We start from the raw sequence: 15,172 nt of genomic DNA, 5'->3' as shown, positions 1-15,172 counted from the left end.
GCCGCCCCCCTGCCGTTCGCGTTCGGTCAGGTCGTCGACGGGAACCGGGGCGGGTGCGGTGCGGGCAGGCGGAGTCGCGGCGTACGCGTCGACCAGGGCTCGGGTGATGCGCGGGGACATCACCGCGTCACCTCGGGCGACGGCCACGACCGCATCCACCAACTCCGCGCCACGCACGTCTTTCAGCAAGAACCCGGCCGCTCCTGCGCGGATGGCGTCGAAGGCGTACTCGTCGACGTCGAAGGTCGTCAACACCAGCACCCGCACCGATGGGCAGTGGCCCACCACCTGCCGGGTCGCCTCGACACCGTTCATCCGGGGCATTCGCACATCCATCAGGATCACGTCGGGAGCGCAGGACTCGACGAGCGCCACGGCCTCGTCGCCGTCGGAGGCCTCCCCCACCACCTCGATGCCGTCGGCGGCCTGCAACACCATCCGTAGCCCGAGCCGGACGAGTTCCTGGTCGTCGACGATGGCCACTCGGATCGTCATCTGTCGGCGCCTGTCGCGACGCGTCGTGTCGGGATGCACGCCCAGACCCGCCAACCTCCGCCCACCAGTGGTCCGGACTCCGTCCGACCGCCATGGACTGCCGCGCGCTCGGCAACCCCGGTCAGTCCGAACCCCGGCTCGGCCGAGCGCCCGGAGCTGCGTCCGTCGTCGACGATCTCGACGTCGATCGCGTCGCCGCGGTAGACCAGGTTCACGCGAACCGTGGTCGCGTCGGCGTGTTTTCGCACGTTCGTCAGGGCTTCCTGCACGATGCGATACACGGTCAGTCCCTCGGGCGCCGACACATCGGTCGCGGTTCCCTCGACGACGAACTCGATGTCGACTCCGGTGCGCCGACACTCATCCAGCAGGGTCTCGACGTCGTCGACACCGGGTTGCGGTCGGCGCGGCAACTCGTCGGCACGCAGTACCCGGACGAGGTCGCGCATGTCGTCGAGCGCCTGGCGGCCGATGTCTGCGACGCGTTTCATCGCGTCCCGCGTGGCGGCGGGGTCGCGATCCCCGGTGGCCAGGGCCCCCTCGGTCAGCGTGACCATCACCGAGAGACCATGTGCCACCACGTCATGCATCTCCCGTGCTATCTGCTGCCGGTGGCGCGCGGCCGTGAGCAGTTCGGTCTGATGCCGTTCACGCTCGCGCCGTTGGGCACCGTCGGCGGCGGCCAGGATCGCATTGCGGCGGTTGCGCACGGCGATCCCGGCGCACACCGCCGCGATCAGCGGCCCGGTCAACAGCACGAGGGATTCGATGCGGTAGCCGCTCGCCTGCCATCGCAGCACCGCCAACACCGCACCCACCTCGACGACGACAGCCGCGGCCCACGCCGTGCGTGCCGGGTACGCCGCTGCCACCGTGTACACGGCGATCAGGAGGGCGATGTCGGCCACCAACCGAAGGTCGAGGGCCCATTGCACGAATGCGATGAGCGCGAGCACCGCGAACACCGTCAATGGAAGACGACGCCGCACCAATAGCGGAAGCGCCAGCAGCGCGCTCACAACCAGCGCGGCCACCGGACGTTCCGCGCTCGGACCGCTTCGCTGGATCAATTGGCTTGCGGCGCAAGCCAGCACGACCGCGACGGGTACGATCGCCGATACCGACGACGACGTCGCGACGATCCGTAGCCGCCGGACGAGCGCGGCGGCCGAGCCGTCGGATGCCGCAGCACCGAAAGCGGTGTCGGTCATCCACCATTCACGCCAGCGACGTGTGGTTTCGGCAATCTGGGTCGGCATCGGAGCCAACTGTAGACCCTTGAACCGGCAAGACGCGCCCTCCTCGCGGACGGTTCTCAGCTCGTCCGCGCGGAGGACGCGTCGTCTCGATGCAACCGTTCCCACTGCCGATGTGCCGCACCGGCCGATGGGTCCACCATGGTGCGGTCCCCGATCACCGAACGAAAGTCATTGCCCGTCATGCACACTCATCGCCACCACCCTTCTCCGACGACCAACACCGCCCGGATCGTCGCCCTCGGCATACTGACCGCCGCGCTCGCTGCGGCGACGATGCTCGCGCCGTGGTTGCTCACCGGCCCCGGTCCCTACGGCATGGCTACGGCTTTTGGCTCGGCGTTCGCACATTTCTGGGAACGCGGGTCGAGCACACCACCCGCCGATCTGACGGCTCTCGTCGACGACTGGCGGCGCTTCCACATCGCGAAAGCCGTGATCGGCCTGGCGTTACTCGTCTCCGCATGTCGACTGACCATCGCCCTCTACCGGGGGACGAGCGAATCCACGCGCCGACGACCGCTGCGGGCGCTACCGGCTGCTGCCGTCGCCGCGATCGCTCTCGTCATCGTGGCAGCGAACATCCAAGGCGCGATCGCACCGTTGTCCTCGCTACTGCCCTTCCTCTCCGGCAGCGGTGACCCGACGATCCTCGCGATCGCTGGTCGGGTTCACGCCGAACTCGTTGCACCCGTCGGAGGCGAGTTCTCGGCACCGTTGCAGGTTCTCGTCGACGACTTCGCCCGGTACCACACGGCATTCGCGGTGATTGCCGGCGTGCTCACCGTCGGTGTTCTCGGCGCGACCGGCGTCGCTCTTCGTGCCGCGGCGGTTGCACCCCACGGCGCCCGGACACGGCCGCTCGCCTGTGCCGCCGCGTTGACGCTCGTCGCGCTGACCACCGGGGTGGTCTGCGCCGCGAACATCGGCTCGGCCGCTGAGTCAGCACAGGCTCTGGCGGTGTTCTTCGGTGGCTGAGTTCTTCGGTGGCTGACCTGTGCCCGTCGACCCACGCCAGCGGCAAATCGGCTACAGAAACGCCGCCCGCCCCGACCGCACGAGGGTTTCGGTGGCGCTGCCGGTGATCTCCTCGGCGGTGAGGGCATAGAGGAAATGATCACGCCAGCGCTTGTTGACGTCCATGTACCGCTCGAGCAGCCCCTCGCGTCGGAACCCGATCTTGCTCAACACCGCTTGGGAGGCAACGTTGTCCGGTTGGACGGTTGCGTCGAGCCGGTGCAGCCCGACCGGACCGAAGCAGTGGTCGACGCCGAGCGCGACGGCCGCGGTGGTGATGCCTTGTCCGGCGTGACCGGCGTCGATCCAGTAGCCGATCCATGCGGTGCGCACCGCGCCGCGTTGGATGTTGCCGACGGTGAGCTGGCCGATGTAGATGCCGTCGAGTTCGATCACGAACGGCAACAACGTCCCTCGCTTGGCCTCGGATTTCAACACCGCGAACAGCGGCGGCCAGGACGAGACCTGATGACGCGACGCCCACGATCCGACACCCGTCGGTTCCCACGGCATCAGCGAGTTCTGGTTACGGATGCGCAACTCGCTCCAGTCCTTGGCGTCTCGCAACTTCACCGGCCGTATCGTCACCGCACCCGCCTTGGTCCCCAGAGGTCCCAGCGTCGCCGGCCACCCCGGACTGACCGGCTCACCACTCAGCCACCTGAACACATCTGGGAGTCTATGCGGTGACCATCGCCCGGCGCGGAGGTAACCGGCACGCGCGCCGACTCGTCGGCGTCAGCCGCGTTGGGCGAGGAAGGCGACCTCCACCTCGTCGCCGATCCCGAGTTCCTCGACGTCGGACTCGACGATGATCAGACAGTTGGCCTCGGCGAGTTCGGCGAGCAGATGACTCGATCCGGTCGGTGACGCCCCGAGGACCTGCACGAGGTATTCACCGGAGCGTTCGTCGCGCATCAGTTGTCCGCGCAGATATCCCTTGCGGCCCTTGACCGACGCGATCGGACCGATGGTGCGTGCCTTGATGACCCGGCGCATCGGTTGCCGTTTGCCCAGCGCGATGCGGATCAGCGGACGCACCATCACCTCGAACGACACCAGGGCGCTGACCGGATTGGACGGCAGCAAGAAGGTGGGCACCTCGTCGCGGCCGAGCCGACCGAAGCCCTGGACCGAGCCGGGGTGCATGGCCACCCGCACGATCTCGAGGTCTCCGAGATCGCTGAGCGCATCGACGACCGCGCCGCCCGCCTGTCCACCGAGCGCACCGCAGATCACCACGATCTCCGACCGGATGAGTTGCGCTTCAACGACTTCCCGCATGCGGGAACTGTCCCGTTCGGCGATGCCCACTCGGTTGACGTCGGCGCCGGCGTCGCGGGCGGCCGCGGCGAGGGCGTAGCTGTTGACGTCGTAGATCTGGCCGGGTCCGGGGGTGCGGTCGATGTCGACGAGTTCGGAGCCGATGGAGATCACCGACAGTCGCGGACGCGGATGCACCATGACGCGCGCATGCCCGACGGCGGCGAGCAGACCCACCTGCGCCGACCCGATGATCGATCCGGCACGGACGGCGACGTCACCGGGCTGTACGTCGTCGCCGACGCGTCGCACATAGTCGCCACTCTCGACGCCGTGACCCACCCTGACCTTCGACTCCCCGCCGTCGGTCCACCGCAGCGGCACCACCGCGTCGGCGAGAGTCGGCATGGGAGCACCGGTTTCGACGCGCACTGCCTGCCGCGGTTGTAGACGGGTCGGGGTGCGGGCGCCGGGTGAGACCTCCCCGACCACCGGCAACGACACGATCATCGGTTCGTTCGCCTCGAGATCGACGAGGTCGGCACCGCCGGCGTCGAACTCGTCGAGATCCTCGGGTGCGGGCACCCCGGCGAGTGCCACGTCGACCGCGCGTACCGCGTATCCGTCGACGGCGGCCTGGTCGAAGCCGGGCATGGGGTGTTCGGTGACGACCTCTTCGGCGCACATCAAACCCTGGGCCTCGGAGATCGCCACACGCACCGGGCGCGGGGCGACCGCCGCGGCCGTCACCAACGACAGATGATCCTCAACCGAACGCATCTCACCTCACTCCGCCGCCGGCCCGTGCGCACTCTCATCGGCCGGGGTACCTGCCGGTCGACCTTCGGGTAAAGGCTAGTCGTCGGGCAGGCGCACGCGTGTCAGGCGCGCGGAGGGCCGCATACCCGACACCAGAGGGCGGGTCAGTCCTGCTTGAGGCGCTCGGTGAGCCACTCGCGCAGGTCGGGACCGTAGTCATCGCGGTCGAGGGCGAAGTCGACGGCCGCTTTCAGGTAGCCGCCGGGGTTGCCGAGGTCGTGACGGGTGCCGTGATGGACGACCACGTGCACCGGCTCACCTTCCTCGATGAGCAGGGCGATCGCGTCGGTCAGCTGCAATTCGCCACCCGCACCGGGCTTGATGCGGCGCAGCGCGTCAAAGATCTTGCGGTCGAGGATGTATCGGCCGGCGGCCGCGAGGTTCGACGGCGCGTCCTCGGGTGCGGGCTTTTCGACCATGCCCTTGAGGCGCTTGACGTTCGGGTTGTTGGCGTCGGGCAGGTCTTCGACGTCGAAGACGCCGTAGGCACTGATCCGGTCGCCGGGGACCTCGATGGCACACAGCACCGATCCGCCGCGTCGTTGTCGGGTACGGGCCATCACCTCGAGCACCCCGCCGGGCAGCACCAGATCGTCGGGCAGCAGCACCGCGATCGCGTCCTCGTCGTCGTCGAGGTAGTCCTCGACGCATCCGACGGCGTGGCCGAGACCGAGCGGCTTGTCCTGGATCACCGAGGCCACGTCGAGCAGCGACGGCGCCTTGCGGACCTTGGCGAGCATCGCCGCCTTACCGCGCTTGGCCAGCGTGTTCTCCAGCACCAGGTCTTCGACGAAGTGCGCGACCACGCCGTCCTTGCCGGGTGAGGTGATGATCAGCAGCCGTTCGGCACCGGCGGACTTGGCCTCCTCGGCGACGAGTTCGATGCCGGGGGTATCGACGACGGGCAGCAACTCCTTGGGCACCGTCTTGGTCGCCGGCAGGAATCGTGTGCCCAGGCCCGCGGCCGGGACCACCGCGGTACGTGGGATCGGCGGGGTGTCGGGTACGTCGTGGTACTCGGGAATCTCGGTCGTCGAATTACTCACGCTGGTCATGAGAAACACCCTAATGTCGGTTGCCGGGAAGCAGCCACAGATACGATTCGCGAACGCTGGGAGATCGCCGCCACCGAGACCGGTGTCACACCTGGTCAGCGCTACGATACGCGCGGCACCTGCGATCTGAGGCGAAGGAGAACCCGTGGCGGGCAAGGACGAACTGCGGGCCGGCTTCGCAGCCCGGCGAGCAGCATTGACCCCCGAGGATCGTGACCGCGCGGCGACTCGGCTCGTCACCCACCTCGCGTCGAGCCCTGTGCTGCTCGACGACGCGGTGACGGTCGCGGCATACGTTCCGGTGGGCGCCGAGCCGGGGTCGGTGGCATTTCTCGACGCACTGCGCGAGCGCGGTTGCACGGTGTTGTTGCCGGTGGTGCCGTCCGGACCGCCGGCGCCGCTGGACTGGGTGCGCTACGACGCGCGAGACTCGCTGGCCAGGGGGCGTTTCGGACTTCTCGAGCCGACAGGCCCGCGGCTGGGCGTCGACGCGGTCTCAGAAGCCGACGTCGCCTTTGTCCCGGGGCTGGCGGTCGCGCGCACCGGTGTCCGATTGGGCCGTGGCGCAGGCTATTACGACCGCAGCATCGCTGGGGTTGCGGGCGCCCTCGTCGGCATCGTCTACGACCATGAGCTGGTCGACGATTTACCCGCCGACGCCTATGACGTGGCGATGGGGTGGGCGCTCACGCCGGGTGGTGGGTTCACACGGCTGCGGTCACCGACGTAAAAAGGGAACCACGACGACTCGTGGTTCCCTTTTCGGAGAGATTCGCGCTGAGAGTCAGAACGGCAGGACGAGGCAGTTGCCACCGCCCACCGGGGACGGAAGCTGAATCCCGGTGCCGGTCACGTTGGCTGTCGTCGACTGGCTGACGCCGTCCTGAGTCGCGGTGATGGTGTAGGCGCCCTTCGACGAGGGCTTCCAGGTCGTCGTCACAGTGGGGCCACTCGCCGGGACCGAGGTACCAAGAGCAACAGGCGCTCCTCCGTTCTTCGATACCGTGAAACTGACCGCTGGCGCACTCGCCTGCGAATTGTTGATGTTCGCCGACACGGTGTACGAGCAGGACGTTCCGTAGCTGCCCGAACTCAAAGCAAAGCCGGACGGCGTGGTGATCGACACCCCGGTCACGCCGGCCGAAGCAGGTGCGGCCATCACTGCGGTGAGGGCACCTGCGCCGACGATCGCAGCGGTTGCTCCGAGGACACGGACGTTTCGACGAGTCTTGCTGGCTGCCATGTGTGAACACTCCTTTGGGTTGCCGCCCCTCCCGAACCCGGGGACGTGACCCACACGAAATTATCAGAGTGTGCCTACAGGGCAACCCCGGCGAATACGGAAATCCCGTAAATCCGGCGGCATTGTGGCCGATTTCCAAATTTCACCCGAACGATCGACACCACAAATCGGCGCCAGGTGATTCAAATGCGTCAGGCCGAGGCGGGTGTCGCTGCCTTGGCGCTGCCCGAGGGGCTCGACGACGACTTGGAGTCACTGCTCGACGACGACGAGCTGGTGCTGCTGCTCGAGGAGTCCGAGGATGAGCTCGACGACGAGTCGGACTTGGATTCCGAGGAGCTGCTGCTCTCCGACGACGACGAGCCGTTGCGCGAGTCGGTGCGGTAGAAGCCGCTTCCCTTGAACACGATCCCGACGGAGTTGAACAGTTTGCGCAGCCGCCCGGTGCACTGAGGGCACTCGGTGAGCGAGTCGTCGGAGAACGACTGCACGATGTCGAACTTGTTGTCACACTCCGTGCACGCATACGAGTAAGTGGGCACCGAAAACCTCCACAGGAACGTAGGAACCTCGATCAGTTTAACCGAAACTGGCACTCGGACATTCCGAGTGCCAGTAGACGTGGTTTGTGCTGGTCAGAAGGCTATCCGCCGATGACCTCGATGTCGCGGTCAGGAATGCCGTCGCGGTTCATATCGGGGTCGCGGGTCTTACGCGCGTCCCAGCGCAGCAGCAGGCCCGCGAGGGCAGCGGCGATCACCGAGCCGATGAGGATGGCGGCCTTGGCCGGTGCGGCATGCTCACCGTCCTCGAACGACAGCTCCGAGATGAGCAAGGCGACGGTGAATCCGACACCGGTGAGCATGCCGATCGGTACGAGATCACGGAGACCGATTGCATCGGGCAGTCGGAGCGGCGTGAAACGGGTCATCACCGCGGTCGCGCCGAGCACGCCGGCGATCTTGCCGAGTACCAGGCCGGCCACGATGCCAAGCGAGACCGGTTCCACGAGCGCACCACCGGCGCCGACAAGCGAGACCCCGGCGGCCGCGAAGGCGAACACCGGTAGCGCCACCGACGACGACCAGGGCCGTACCGTCTCGTCGAAGAGCTCTGCACGGCTGAGCTTCTCGCCGCGAATCGGCTTGGCGGGCACCACGAATCCGAGAAGGACGCCGGCGACCGTGGCGTGCACCCCGGAGGCGTGCATCAACGCCCACGCCGCCAGCGCCAGCGGCAACAACAGCCACCACCGGGTGCGCGGCGCACGCACCGCGAGCGCGAACACCGCGACGACGAGCACCGCCGCACCCAACATCAGGAGATCGATGGTGTCGGTGTAGACGGTGGCGATCACAATGATGCCCAGCAGGTCGTCGACGACGGCCAGCGTCAGCAGGAATGTGCGCAGCGCCAGCGGTAGGCCGCGCCCGCAGATGGCGAGGACGGCCAGGGCGAAGGCGATGTCGGTGGCCGTCGGCGTCGCCCAGCCGTGCAGCGCCGACGGATCGTCCGACGTGGTGCCCACAACCAGCAGATACACCAGGGCAGGAGTGACCATGCCGCCGACCGCGGCCGCGATCGGCACACCGGCGAGTCGCAGATCCCGCAGTCCCCCGGCGACGAACTCGTGTTTGAGCTCCACACCGACGACGAAGAAGAAGATCGCGAGCAGACCGTCGGCCGCCCATTGCGCCAGCGTCAGGTGCAGGTGGAGTGACTCCGGGCCGATCTCGATCGCGAGTAGGTGGTGGTAGGCCTCGCGCCAGGGTGTGTTGGCCCAGACAATCGCGATTGCCGCGAAGGTCAGCAGCAGGATGCCGCTGGTGGTGTCGAGGGCGAGTACCCGCCGCAGGCGTGCTCGTCGGTCGGCAACGCGCCAGGGTGTGTGGCCGGTCTTGGCGGGATCCGACTCGGCGTGGGGGTCGGTGCAGGTGTTGTCGGGGTCCGTCACGGGCGGCTCCTGATCGGTCGTCGGCAAGAATCCGCCTCATCTCGAGCGCGGAGCCGACCAGACTTCCCGGCACACCGAATTCCATTCTCCCAGTTCACGACGGCCCACGTCCAATCCGGGATGTCCACCCTGTGGAAGAACAAGGCCCGCAAGCCTTTTGTCCACAGGGCGCCCCTCGATCCGGATCGGGGGCGCCGAGAACCGCTACTTTGCCCGTCATGAACGTGTTCGGAGGTGGTTCGGCACTCGGGCCGCGACTGCGGGATCGCGTCGCTCACGCCCTGCGTCCCGGCTGGGCGCGATCGGTGATGATCAGGCGCAGCGCAGCGCTGCTACTCGTGGCGGTGGCCGTGGCCATCGGCGTCACCGGTCAGCGCGCGAAGAACGATGCGCCGGTCCTGGTGGCGGCGCGCGATCTGCTTCCGGGACACACCGTGACCGGCACCGACCTGCGCGAGCTCCGCATTCCGGTGGACCTCGTGCCCGACGGAGCGCTACGGCTGACCGCCGACGGCGAGTCGCATACGGTGACCGGCCCGGTACGCGCCGGAGAGATCGTCACCGAGTCGCGGCTGTTGTCGCCGCGCCTGCCGATGGAGTTGACCGGACGGGCCGATGCGCGGTTGGTGCCGGTCCGACTCGCCGACGACACGGTCGCATCATTGTTACGGGCCGGCGATCTCGTGGACGTGCTCAACGCCCAGGCACAGATCCTGGCCGCGGGTGCCATCGTCGCGCTGGTTCCCGGTGCGGGCCCGACGACGCCGACGCGCGCGACGAGCAACCCGCCGATCTTGCTCGCGATGACCGAAACCGCAGCTCATCGAGTTGCCGGAGCAGGGCTCGACGTGCCACTCGCGGTGGTTCTGCACTGACCTTGCGCGCTGTCAGCACCGACCGATCAGGCCACTCCGACGCCGACGGCGACACCCGGATCCCGGGCGGCACCACGACCCACTGGACACAATTGCTGTAGTGCGTCTTGTCGACTCACTGAGCGAAATACTCAGTGTCGTTTACGATCCTGGATAGAGTTTGCTTAAAGTCCGTGCCCACCCGTGGGCGTCGCGGCATGAATACCCGGCACCGAAGACCGATCAGGAAGGACCGGAAGTGCTCAAGGGCTTCAAAGATTTCATACTCAGAGGCAACGTCGTCGAATTGGCCACAGCGGTCATCGTCGGCGCCGCGTTCACCGGTATCGTCACGGCGTTCACCACCGGCATCATCAATCCGCTGCTGGCGGCCATCCCCACCGGCCAGGGCGACTGTGGCTCATCGACCACAAAGGCAGGCGAGACCGCCGTCAACAACCCGGTCTCGGTCTGTGGGCTCGGCTTCAAGATCACCGACAACCAGGCGACCTTCCTCGACTTCGGCGCGCTGATCGCCGCGATCATCAACTTCCTGATCGTCGCCGCCGTCATTTACTTCATCATCATCGTTCCGTACAACAAGCTCGCATCGCTGGGCAAGAAGCCCGACGAGGCCGAGGCCACCGAGATCTCGCTGCTCACCGAAATCCGCGACTATCTGGCTCCCGAGGGATCGAGCTCGGCAGCCAAGGAGCAGGCGCAGTCGATCCTTCCGCCGCACCTCAGCGATCCGTCCGGACCGCCCACCGGTGTTCCCGGCGGACCGTCGGACCGCGATCCCGGCGCAGGCAGTGCCGTTGACACCACGACCAAGCGGATCAGCACGCCGCCCGCACCATATTCCGATCCGGCACCGTCGGGCCCGTTCACTCCGCCCGAACGTCCGAGCCAGGGGCCGGGAACCACGCCGTATCCGGGACCGGGTTCGCCGACGCCGTCCCCCGCGCCGGGCAACTATCCCCCTCCGGGCAACTACCCACCTGCCGGCGGACAGCCCGGTAATTACCCGCCGCCCGGCAACTACCCGCCCGGTAACTACCCGCCGCCCGGCCAGCAGTATCCGGGCGAGCAGTATCCCGGGGAGCAGTACCCCGGCGACTATCCGCCGGACGGCCCCGGCCGCCACTCCCGCTGAGTCGCTCACACCTCCATCGAAGGCCCGTATCCCGAAGGGGATGCGGGCCTTCGCCGTTGACCGAACCCGATTCCCACGGTCCAGAGCATCGTTGCGCCATACCCCCCAGGGGTATATGGTCGGCGGCATGGAGCAGCACGACCAGCATGGGAACATCACCAATCACCCGGACCACACGCACTCAGGACACGCAGGCCATTCCGGTCACAGCGCGATGAGTGGTCACGCCGGGCACGGAGATCATGTCGCCGTGTTCCGCCGGCTCTTCTGGATCACGCTGGTGCTCGCGATCCCGACCGTGGTGTTCAGCGGCATGTTCGCCGACCTGATCGGCTACTCGCTCCCCGCCGCCGACTGGGTGCGCTGGGTATCGCCGGTGATCGGGACCGTGATCTATCTCTGGGGAGGTCGACCCTTCCTCGGCGGGGCGGTCGGCGAGATCCGTTCTCGCGCTCCGGGGATGATGCTGTTGATCGCGCTCGCGATCACCGTCGCGTTCGTCGCGTCGTGGGGATCGACCCTACATCTGCTCGACCACGAGCTCGATTTCTGGTGGGAGCTGGCACTTCTCGTCGTCATCATGCTGCTCGGTCACTGGATCGAGATGCGTTCGCTGGCGCAGGCGACATCAGCACTCGACTCGCTTGCGGCATTGCTCCCGGACTCCGCCGAGAAGGTGGTCGACGGGCAGACCGTGAGCGTCGCGCCCGCCGAACTCGTCGTCGGCGACGTGGTGCTCGTACGCCCGGGCGGCTCGATACCCGCCGACGGTGTCGTCCTGGACGGGTCGGCGAACCTCGACGAATCGATGGTGACCGGCGAATCCACGCCGGTCACGCGTGGCGTCGGGGATTCGGTGGTGGCAGGCACCGTCGCCACCGATTCCGGTCTGCGGATCAAGGTCTCGGCGATCGGCGACGACACGGCCCTGGCAGGGATCGGACGACTCGTCGCCGAAGCACAGGCGTCATCCTCGCGGGCACAGCGTCTCGCCGACACCGCCGCCGGCTGGCTGTTCTGGTTCGCGCTGGGCTCAGCCGTTCTGACGGCGATCGTGTGGGTCGCACTCGGCATGCCCGACGATGCCGTCGTCCGCACCATCACCGTGCTCGTCATCGCCTGCCCGCACGCGCTGGGACTGGCCATCCCGTTGGTCGTCGCGATCGCCACCGAACGGGCCGCGCGCGGCGGGGTGCTGATCAAGGACCGCTTGGCGCTCGAGTCCATGCGGACCGTCGACGCGGTCTTGTTCGACAAGACGGGCACGCTGACCAAGGGCGAGCCCGCGGTCACCGCGGTCGAGCCGACGCCGGACCACTCCACCGACGACGTGCTCACCGCTGCAGCGTCCGCAGAATCCGGCAGCGAACACCCCCTGGCCCGCGCAATCGTCCAGGCCGCTCGCTCCGAGGAACTGAACATCGCACCCGCACAGGACTTCTCATCGTCTCCGGCCGTCGGCGTCACAGCGACGGTACACGGTCACGAACTCCATGTGGGCGGTCCACGCATGCTCGACGAGATGGGACTCGACGAGCTCGCCATTGCCGACGACTGGCGCGCGCAGGGCGCGATCATCCTGCACGTGGTCGCCGATGGCGCGGTGATCGGCGCACTGCGACTCGCCGACGAGGTCCGCCCCGAATCGCGGCAGGCCGTCGACGCCCTACACCGCCTCGGCGTGCAGGTGGTGATGGTCACCGGAGATACGCAGGCCGTTGCCGACAGCGTCGCCGCCGAACTTGACATCGACCGCATCTACGCGGGTGTACGTCCAGAAGACAAGTCCGCCACGGTTTCTGAGCTTCAGCGCGAGGGCCATCGGGTCGCCATGGTCGGCGACGGCGTCAACGACGCCCCCGCTCTCGCACAAGCCGACGTCGGCATCGCGATCGGTGCGGGCACCGACGTCGCGGTCGCCTCCGCCGGCGTCATCCTCGCATCGTCCGATCCCCGCTCGGTGTTGTCGGTGATCGAGTTGTCGCGTGCGGGCTATCGCAAGATGCAGCAGAACCTGTGGTGGGCAGCGGGATACAACCTGATCTCGGTGCCGCTGGCGGCCGGCGTGCTCGCGCCGATCGGCTTCGTGCTGCCGATGAGTGTCGGCGCGATCCTGATGTCGGCGTCCACCGTCGTCGTGGCGCTGAATGCCCAATTGCTGCGCCGGCTCGACATCTCGCCCGAGGCGAGCACTCGCCGAGTGCTGCACCAGCGCACTGAAAACGGATAATTCGACCACATCGGGCGGCGCGATCGACCGGCCAGCGCTTTCACAGGTTTCCCCGAACGACCCCCAAGGTCGCGGGCCTAATGTCGGTCCCGTCGGCAACACCCGGCCGGCTCACGGTTAATCGAGCAACCGTGGTGCCGTGCGGGAAGTGCGCATCTCCCCCGACCCGCGCACAATCCACACGGCGCACCTCGTTCCGGCAGGATCGCGGTCCTCCCCTATGCCGCGACCGAAGGAACGACAAAGGGCGGGAAACCATTTCTGGTTTCCCGCCCTTGTTGCGTGAAGGACCGTGAGATCCAGCCGCGAATGTCAGCCGATGCTGAACGGACTGCCGTAAGCGGTGAGAACACCCTTGACGGCGTCGGTTTCGACGGTGACCTGGACGACAGCCTTCGCCTGCGCATAGCCCGCGCAGCCGTCAACGCCGAACTTCTCCTGGCTGTAGGCCACACCACCGGTGGTGCCCGAGAAGGTATTCACGTTGATGGCGTTGCTGCTGCTGTCTTTGAGGCCGATGAGACGGCCTACAGTCGGCACGAACACCGCTTCACCGGGGCTGAGAGTGAACCCGCCGGTAGCGGTCGCGGACGGCGTGGCACCTCCGCTGTCGCTCGCGGCCAATCCACCGTTGGCGCCCGATGATGCCCCGAAATTGAGCTGACATCCGACGATGTAACCGGCCGAGATCGACCCACCATCAGCCTGTCCACCCACGGTGACGCGGATCTTGCCGGATACGAACACCTCGCGGCTGGTCGCGATGTTGGTGACCGCGCCATGGACGTCGGCACTCTCGTCATAGAGTCGGATGCTGACGGGGGTGCCGTCCACGAGCTTCTTGGTGACGTTGGCGCCGGGCAGCGCGCCGGCCGCTGCGCCACCGGCGCCCAGGCTGGTCAGGCCCATCAGTGCGGCGCCGACTACGCCGGCGGCCGCGATCGCACGACGTGTGCTGATCTTCTTCATGATTCCCCTTCGTGGAATATGTCTATCTGCTTGTGCAGCAGAGAAATCTCAGAGTTGTTGCTGGTTTGTCTGCTGGCACTCAGTTGAGACTGAAGGGCTTGCCCCACAGGGTGGACTGGATGTAGCCGCCGTCGCTGTCGATCACGTCGTTATCGGTGTCGACCTTGAATCCCTTGCCGGCCATCACGTATACGAACGAACGCGCCTGCGCAAAGCCACCGCACTGCTGAACATCGATGCCGAAGTGGTCGAGCTGGAAGGCGGCGATGCCAGCGTCACCGATCGACTTGTAGTCGACGACCGTGGTGCTCACCTGACCGGGTGCGAGCGGGACGGACAGCGAACCCGAAAGCGAAGGCCCAGCCGTGAGATCGAGGGAACCGCTGAGCCCGCCCTCAAGGCCGGTGATGTTGATCTGGCATCCGACCAGGAACCCGACGTACACACGCCCGGTGACGCCTGGCTCGGTCTTGACGGTGTAGGTACCGGAAACCTCAGCGGCGCGACCGGCACCGTTGGCGGCCAGCGACGGCACCGGCCACGCGTTCTCACCAGTGCGGATGGTCTGGACGCTTTCTCCGTCGAGGCCGGTGACGACCTTCGACCCGTTCGGCAAAGGAGCCGCCGCGGCGTTTCCCGTACCCATGCTTGCCAGACCGATCGCCGCGGCCGCGGTGATGGCGCATGCCCCCGCAGCACGGCGCAGCCCAAGCTTGCTGAACTTGCTCATTCGTTCCCTCTCACAGGATTCGGCTAAATCTCGCAGGACATGCACCCACACGTCCCGTCCTGACCTCGGCGGTCGAAGGCATCGTGTCCGACTCACGTAACCCGATCGCATAGACAGGGTTAACGCGAGGG

15 protein-coding genes are annotated in these 15,172 nt (G+C 67.2%); 5 read left to right on the top strand and 10 right to left on the bottom strand.

Features of this window, described 5'->3' with window-relative positions; all coding sequences use genetic code 11:
• Positions 1-495, bottom strand: a 495-nt coding sequence (locus B1964_RS24745; protein WP_079931681.1) for a response regulator transcription factor, incomplete at its 3' end; no start/stop codon positions are given.
• The gene (locus B1964_RS24740) at positions 492-1,754 is read right to left on the bottom strand and encodes a histidine kinase (protein ID WP_079931680.1); all 1,263 of its coding nucleotides are present in this window, start codon (positions 1,752-1,754) and stop codon (positions 492-494) included. The genes B1964_RS24740 and B1964_RS24745, both read right to left, overlap by 4 nt.
• A gap of 180 nt (positions 1,755-1,934) precedes the next feature.
• On the opposite strand from B1964_RS24740, the gene B1964_RS24735 reads away from it, so the two are divergent.
• Positions 1,935-2,729, top strand: coding sequence for a hypothetical protein (locus B1964_RS24735; protein WP_253194172.1), 795 nt, complete (start codon positions 1,935-1,937; stop codon positions 2,727-2,729).
• 51 nt (positions 2,730-2,780) lie between these two features.
• Here B1964_RS24735 and B1964_RS24730 read toward each other — a convergent pair whose 3' ends face one another.
• The 3 genes from B1964_RS24730 to B1964_RS24720 all read right to left on the bottom strand — a co-directional run bounded on the left by B1964_RS24730 (position 2,781) and on the right by B1964_RS24720 (position 5,905).
• The gene (locus B1964_RS24730) at positions 2,781-3,437 is read right to left on the bottom strand and encodes a GNAT family protein (protein WP_079931679.1); all 657 of its coding nucleotides are present in this window, start codon (positions 3,435-3,437) and stop codon (positions 2,781-2,783) included.
• A gap of 69 nt (positions 3,438-3,506) precedes the next feature.
• Positions 3,507-4,811, bottom strand: coding sequence for a gephyrin-like molybdotransferase Glp (glp, locus tag B1964_RS24725; RefSeq protein WP_079931678.1), 1,305 nt, complete (start codon positions 4,809-4,811; stop codon positions 3,507-3,509).
• A 143-nt stretch (positions 4,812-4,954) separates the two neighbouring features.
• Entirely contained in the window at positions 4,955-5,905 is a 951-nt protein-coding gene (locus tag B1964_RS24720; protein WP_020172095.1) for a UTP--glucose-1-phosphate uridylyltransferase, read from the bottom strand.
• A gap of 145 nt (positions 5,906-6,050) precedes the next feature.
• On the opposite strand from B1964_RS24720, the gene B1964_RS24715 reads away from it, so the two are divergent.
• Positions 6,051-6,635, top strand: coding sequence for a 5-formyltetrahydrofolate cyclo-ligase (locus B1964_RS24715; protein ID WP_079931677.1), 585 nt, complete (start codon positions 6,051-6,053; stop codon positions 6,633-6,635).
• 54 nt (positions 6,636-6,689) lie between these two features.
• On the opposite strand, the gene B1964_RS24710 is transcribed toward B1964_RS24715, so the two are convergent.
• From B1964_RS24710 to nhaA, 3 genes are all read right to left on the bottom strand, one after another.
• Positions 6,690-7,148 carry a hypothetical protein gene (locus B1964_RS24710; RefSeq protein ID WP_079931676.1) on the bottom strand — a complete coding sequence of 153 codons (459 nt, stop codon included), beginning with the start codon at positions 7,146-7,148 and terminating at the stop codon, positions 6,690-6,692.
• Positions 7,149-7,339: 191 nt separating this feature from the next.
• Positions 7,340-7,690 (bottom strand): FmdB family zinc ribbon protein, encoded by a 351-nt coding sequence (locus tag B1964_RS24705; RefSeq protein ID WP_079931675.1) that lies wholly within the window; start codon positions 7,688-7,690, stop codon positions 7,340-7,342.
• A gap of 101 nt (positions 7,691-7,791) precedes the next feature.
• Complete coding sequence (gene nhaA / locus B1964_RS24700; RefSeq protein ID WP_253194171.1) at positions 7,792-9,102, bottom strand: Na+/H+ antiporter NhaA; 1,311 nt, start codon at positions 9,100-9,102, stop codon at positions 7,792-7,794.
• Positions 9,103-9,320: 218 nt separating this feature from the next.
• Here nhaA and B1964_RS24695 point away from each other — a divergent pair, with 218 nt between their 5' ends.
• The 3 genes from B1964_RS24695 (at position 9,321) to B1964_RS24685 (ending at position 13,342) form a co-directional block, all read left to right on the top strand.
• The gene (locus tag B1964_RS24695; protein WP_079931673.1) at positions 9,321-9,977 is read left to right on the top strand and encodes an SAF domain-containing protein; all 657 of its coding nucleotides are present in this window, start codon (positions 9,321-9,323) and stop codon (positions 9,975-9,977) included.
• A 238-nt stretch (positions 9,978-10,215) separates the two neighbouring features.
• Positions 10,216-11,112, top strand: coding sequence for a large conductance mechanosensitive channel protein MscL (gene mscL, locus B1964_RS24690; RefSeq protein WP_014359192.1), 897 nt, complete (start codon positions 10,216-10,218; stop codon positions 11,110-11,112).
• A 127-nt stretch (positions 11,113-11,239) separates the two neighbouring features.
• On the top strand, positions 11,240-13,342 hold the full coding sequence (locus tag B1964_RS24685; protein WP_253194170.1) for a heavy metal translocating P-type ATPase: 2,103 nt from the start codon (positions 11,240-11,242) through the stop codon (positions 13,340-13,342).
• A gap of 312 nt (positions 13,343-13,654) precedes the next feature.
• Here B1964_RS24685 and B1964_RS24680 read toward each other — a convergent pair whose 3' ends face one another.
• Positions 13,655-14,311 (bottom strand): MspA family porin, encoded by a 657-nt coding sequence (locus tag B1964_RS24680; protein WP_079931671.1) that lies wholly within the window; start codon positions 14,309-14,311, stop codon positions 13,655-13,657.
• Positions 14,312-14,390: 79 nt separating this feature from the next.
• Positions 14,391-15,041, bottom strand: a complete 651-nt coding sequence (locus tag B1964_RS24675; RefSeq protein ID WP_079931670.1) for an MspA family porin — start codon at positions 15,039-15,041, stop codon at positions 14,391-14,393.
• Positions 15,042-15,172 lie beyond the last annotated feature (131 nt).

This window comes from Gordonia sp. i37 (genome assembly GCF_002043085.1).
Lineage (GTDB): Bacteria > Actinomycetota > Actinomycetes > Mycobacteriales > Mycobacteriaceae > Gordonia > Gordonia polyisoprenivorans.
Note: the sequence above shows the minus strand (reverse complement) of the source record. Positions and strands in the feature narration are given on the sequence as shown.

Bases quoted from the DNA above. Each gene is read 5' to 3' on its own strand.
- B1964_RS24720 (WP_020172095.1), bottom strand. From the start codon at position 5,905: ATGACCAGCGTGAGTAATTCGACGACCGAGATTCCCGAGTACCACGAC.
- B1964_RS24740 (WP_079931680.1), bottom strand. From the start codon at position 1,754: ATGCCGACCCAGATTGCCGAAACCACACGTCGCTGGCGTGAATGGTGG.
- B1964_RS24735 (WP_253194172.1), top strand. From the start codon at position 1,935: ATGCACACTCATCGCCACCACCCTTCTCCGACGACCAACACCGCCCGG.
- B1964_RS24710 (WP_079931676.1), bottom strand. From the start codon at position 7,148: ATGGCAGCCAGCAAGACTCGTCGAAACGTCCGTGTCCTCGGAGCAACC.
- glp (WP_079931678.1), bottom strand. From the start codon at position 4,811: ATGCGTTCGGTTGAGGATCATCTGTCGTTGGTGACGGCCGCGGCGGTC.
- B1964_RS24685 (WP_253194170.1), top strand. From the start codon at position 11,240: ATGGAGCAGCACGACCAGCATGGGAACATCACCAATCACCCGGACCAC.
- B1964_RS24680 (WP_079931671.1), bottom strand. From the start codon at position 14,311: ATGAAGAAGATCAGCACACGTCGTGCGATCGCGGCCGCCGGCGTAGTC.
- B1964_RS24695 (WP_079931673.1), top strand. From the start codon at position 9,321: ATGAACGTGTTCGGAGGTGGTTCGGCACTCGGGCCGCGACTGCGGGAT.
- B1964_RS24675 (WP_079931670.1), bottom strand. From the start codon at position 15,041: ATGAGCAAGTTCAGCAAGCTTGGGCTGCGCCGTGCTGCGGGGGCATGC.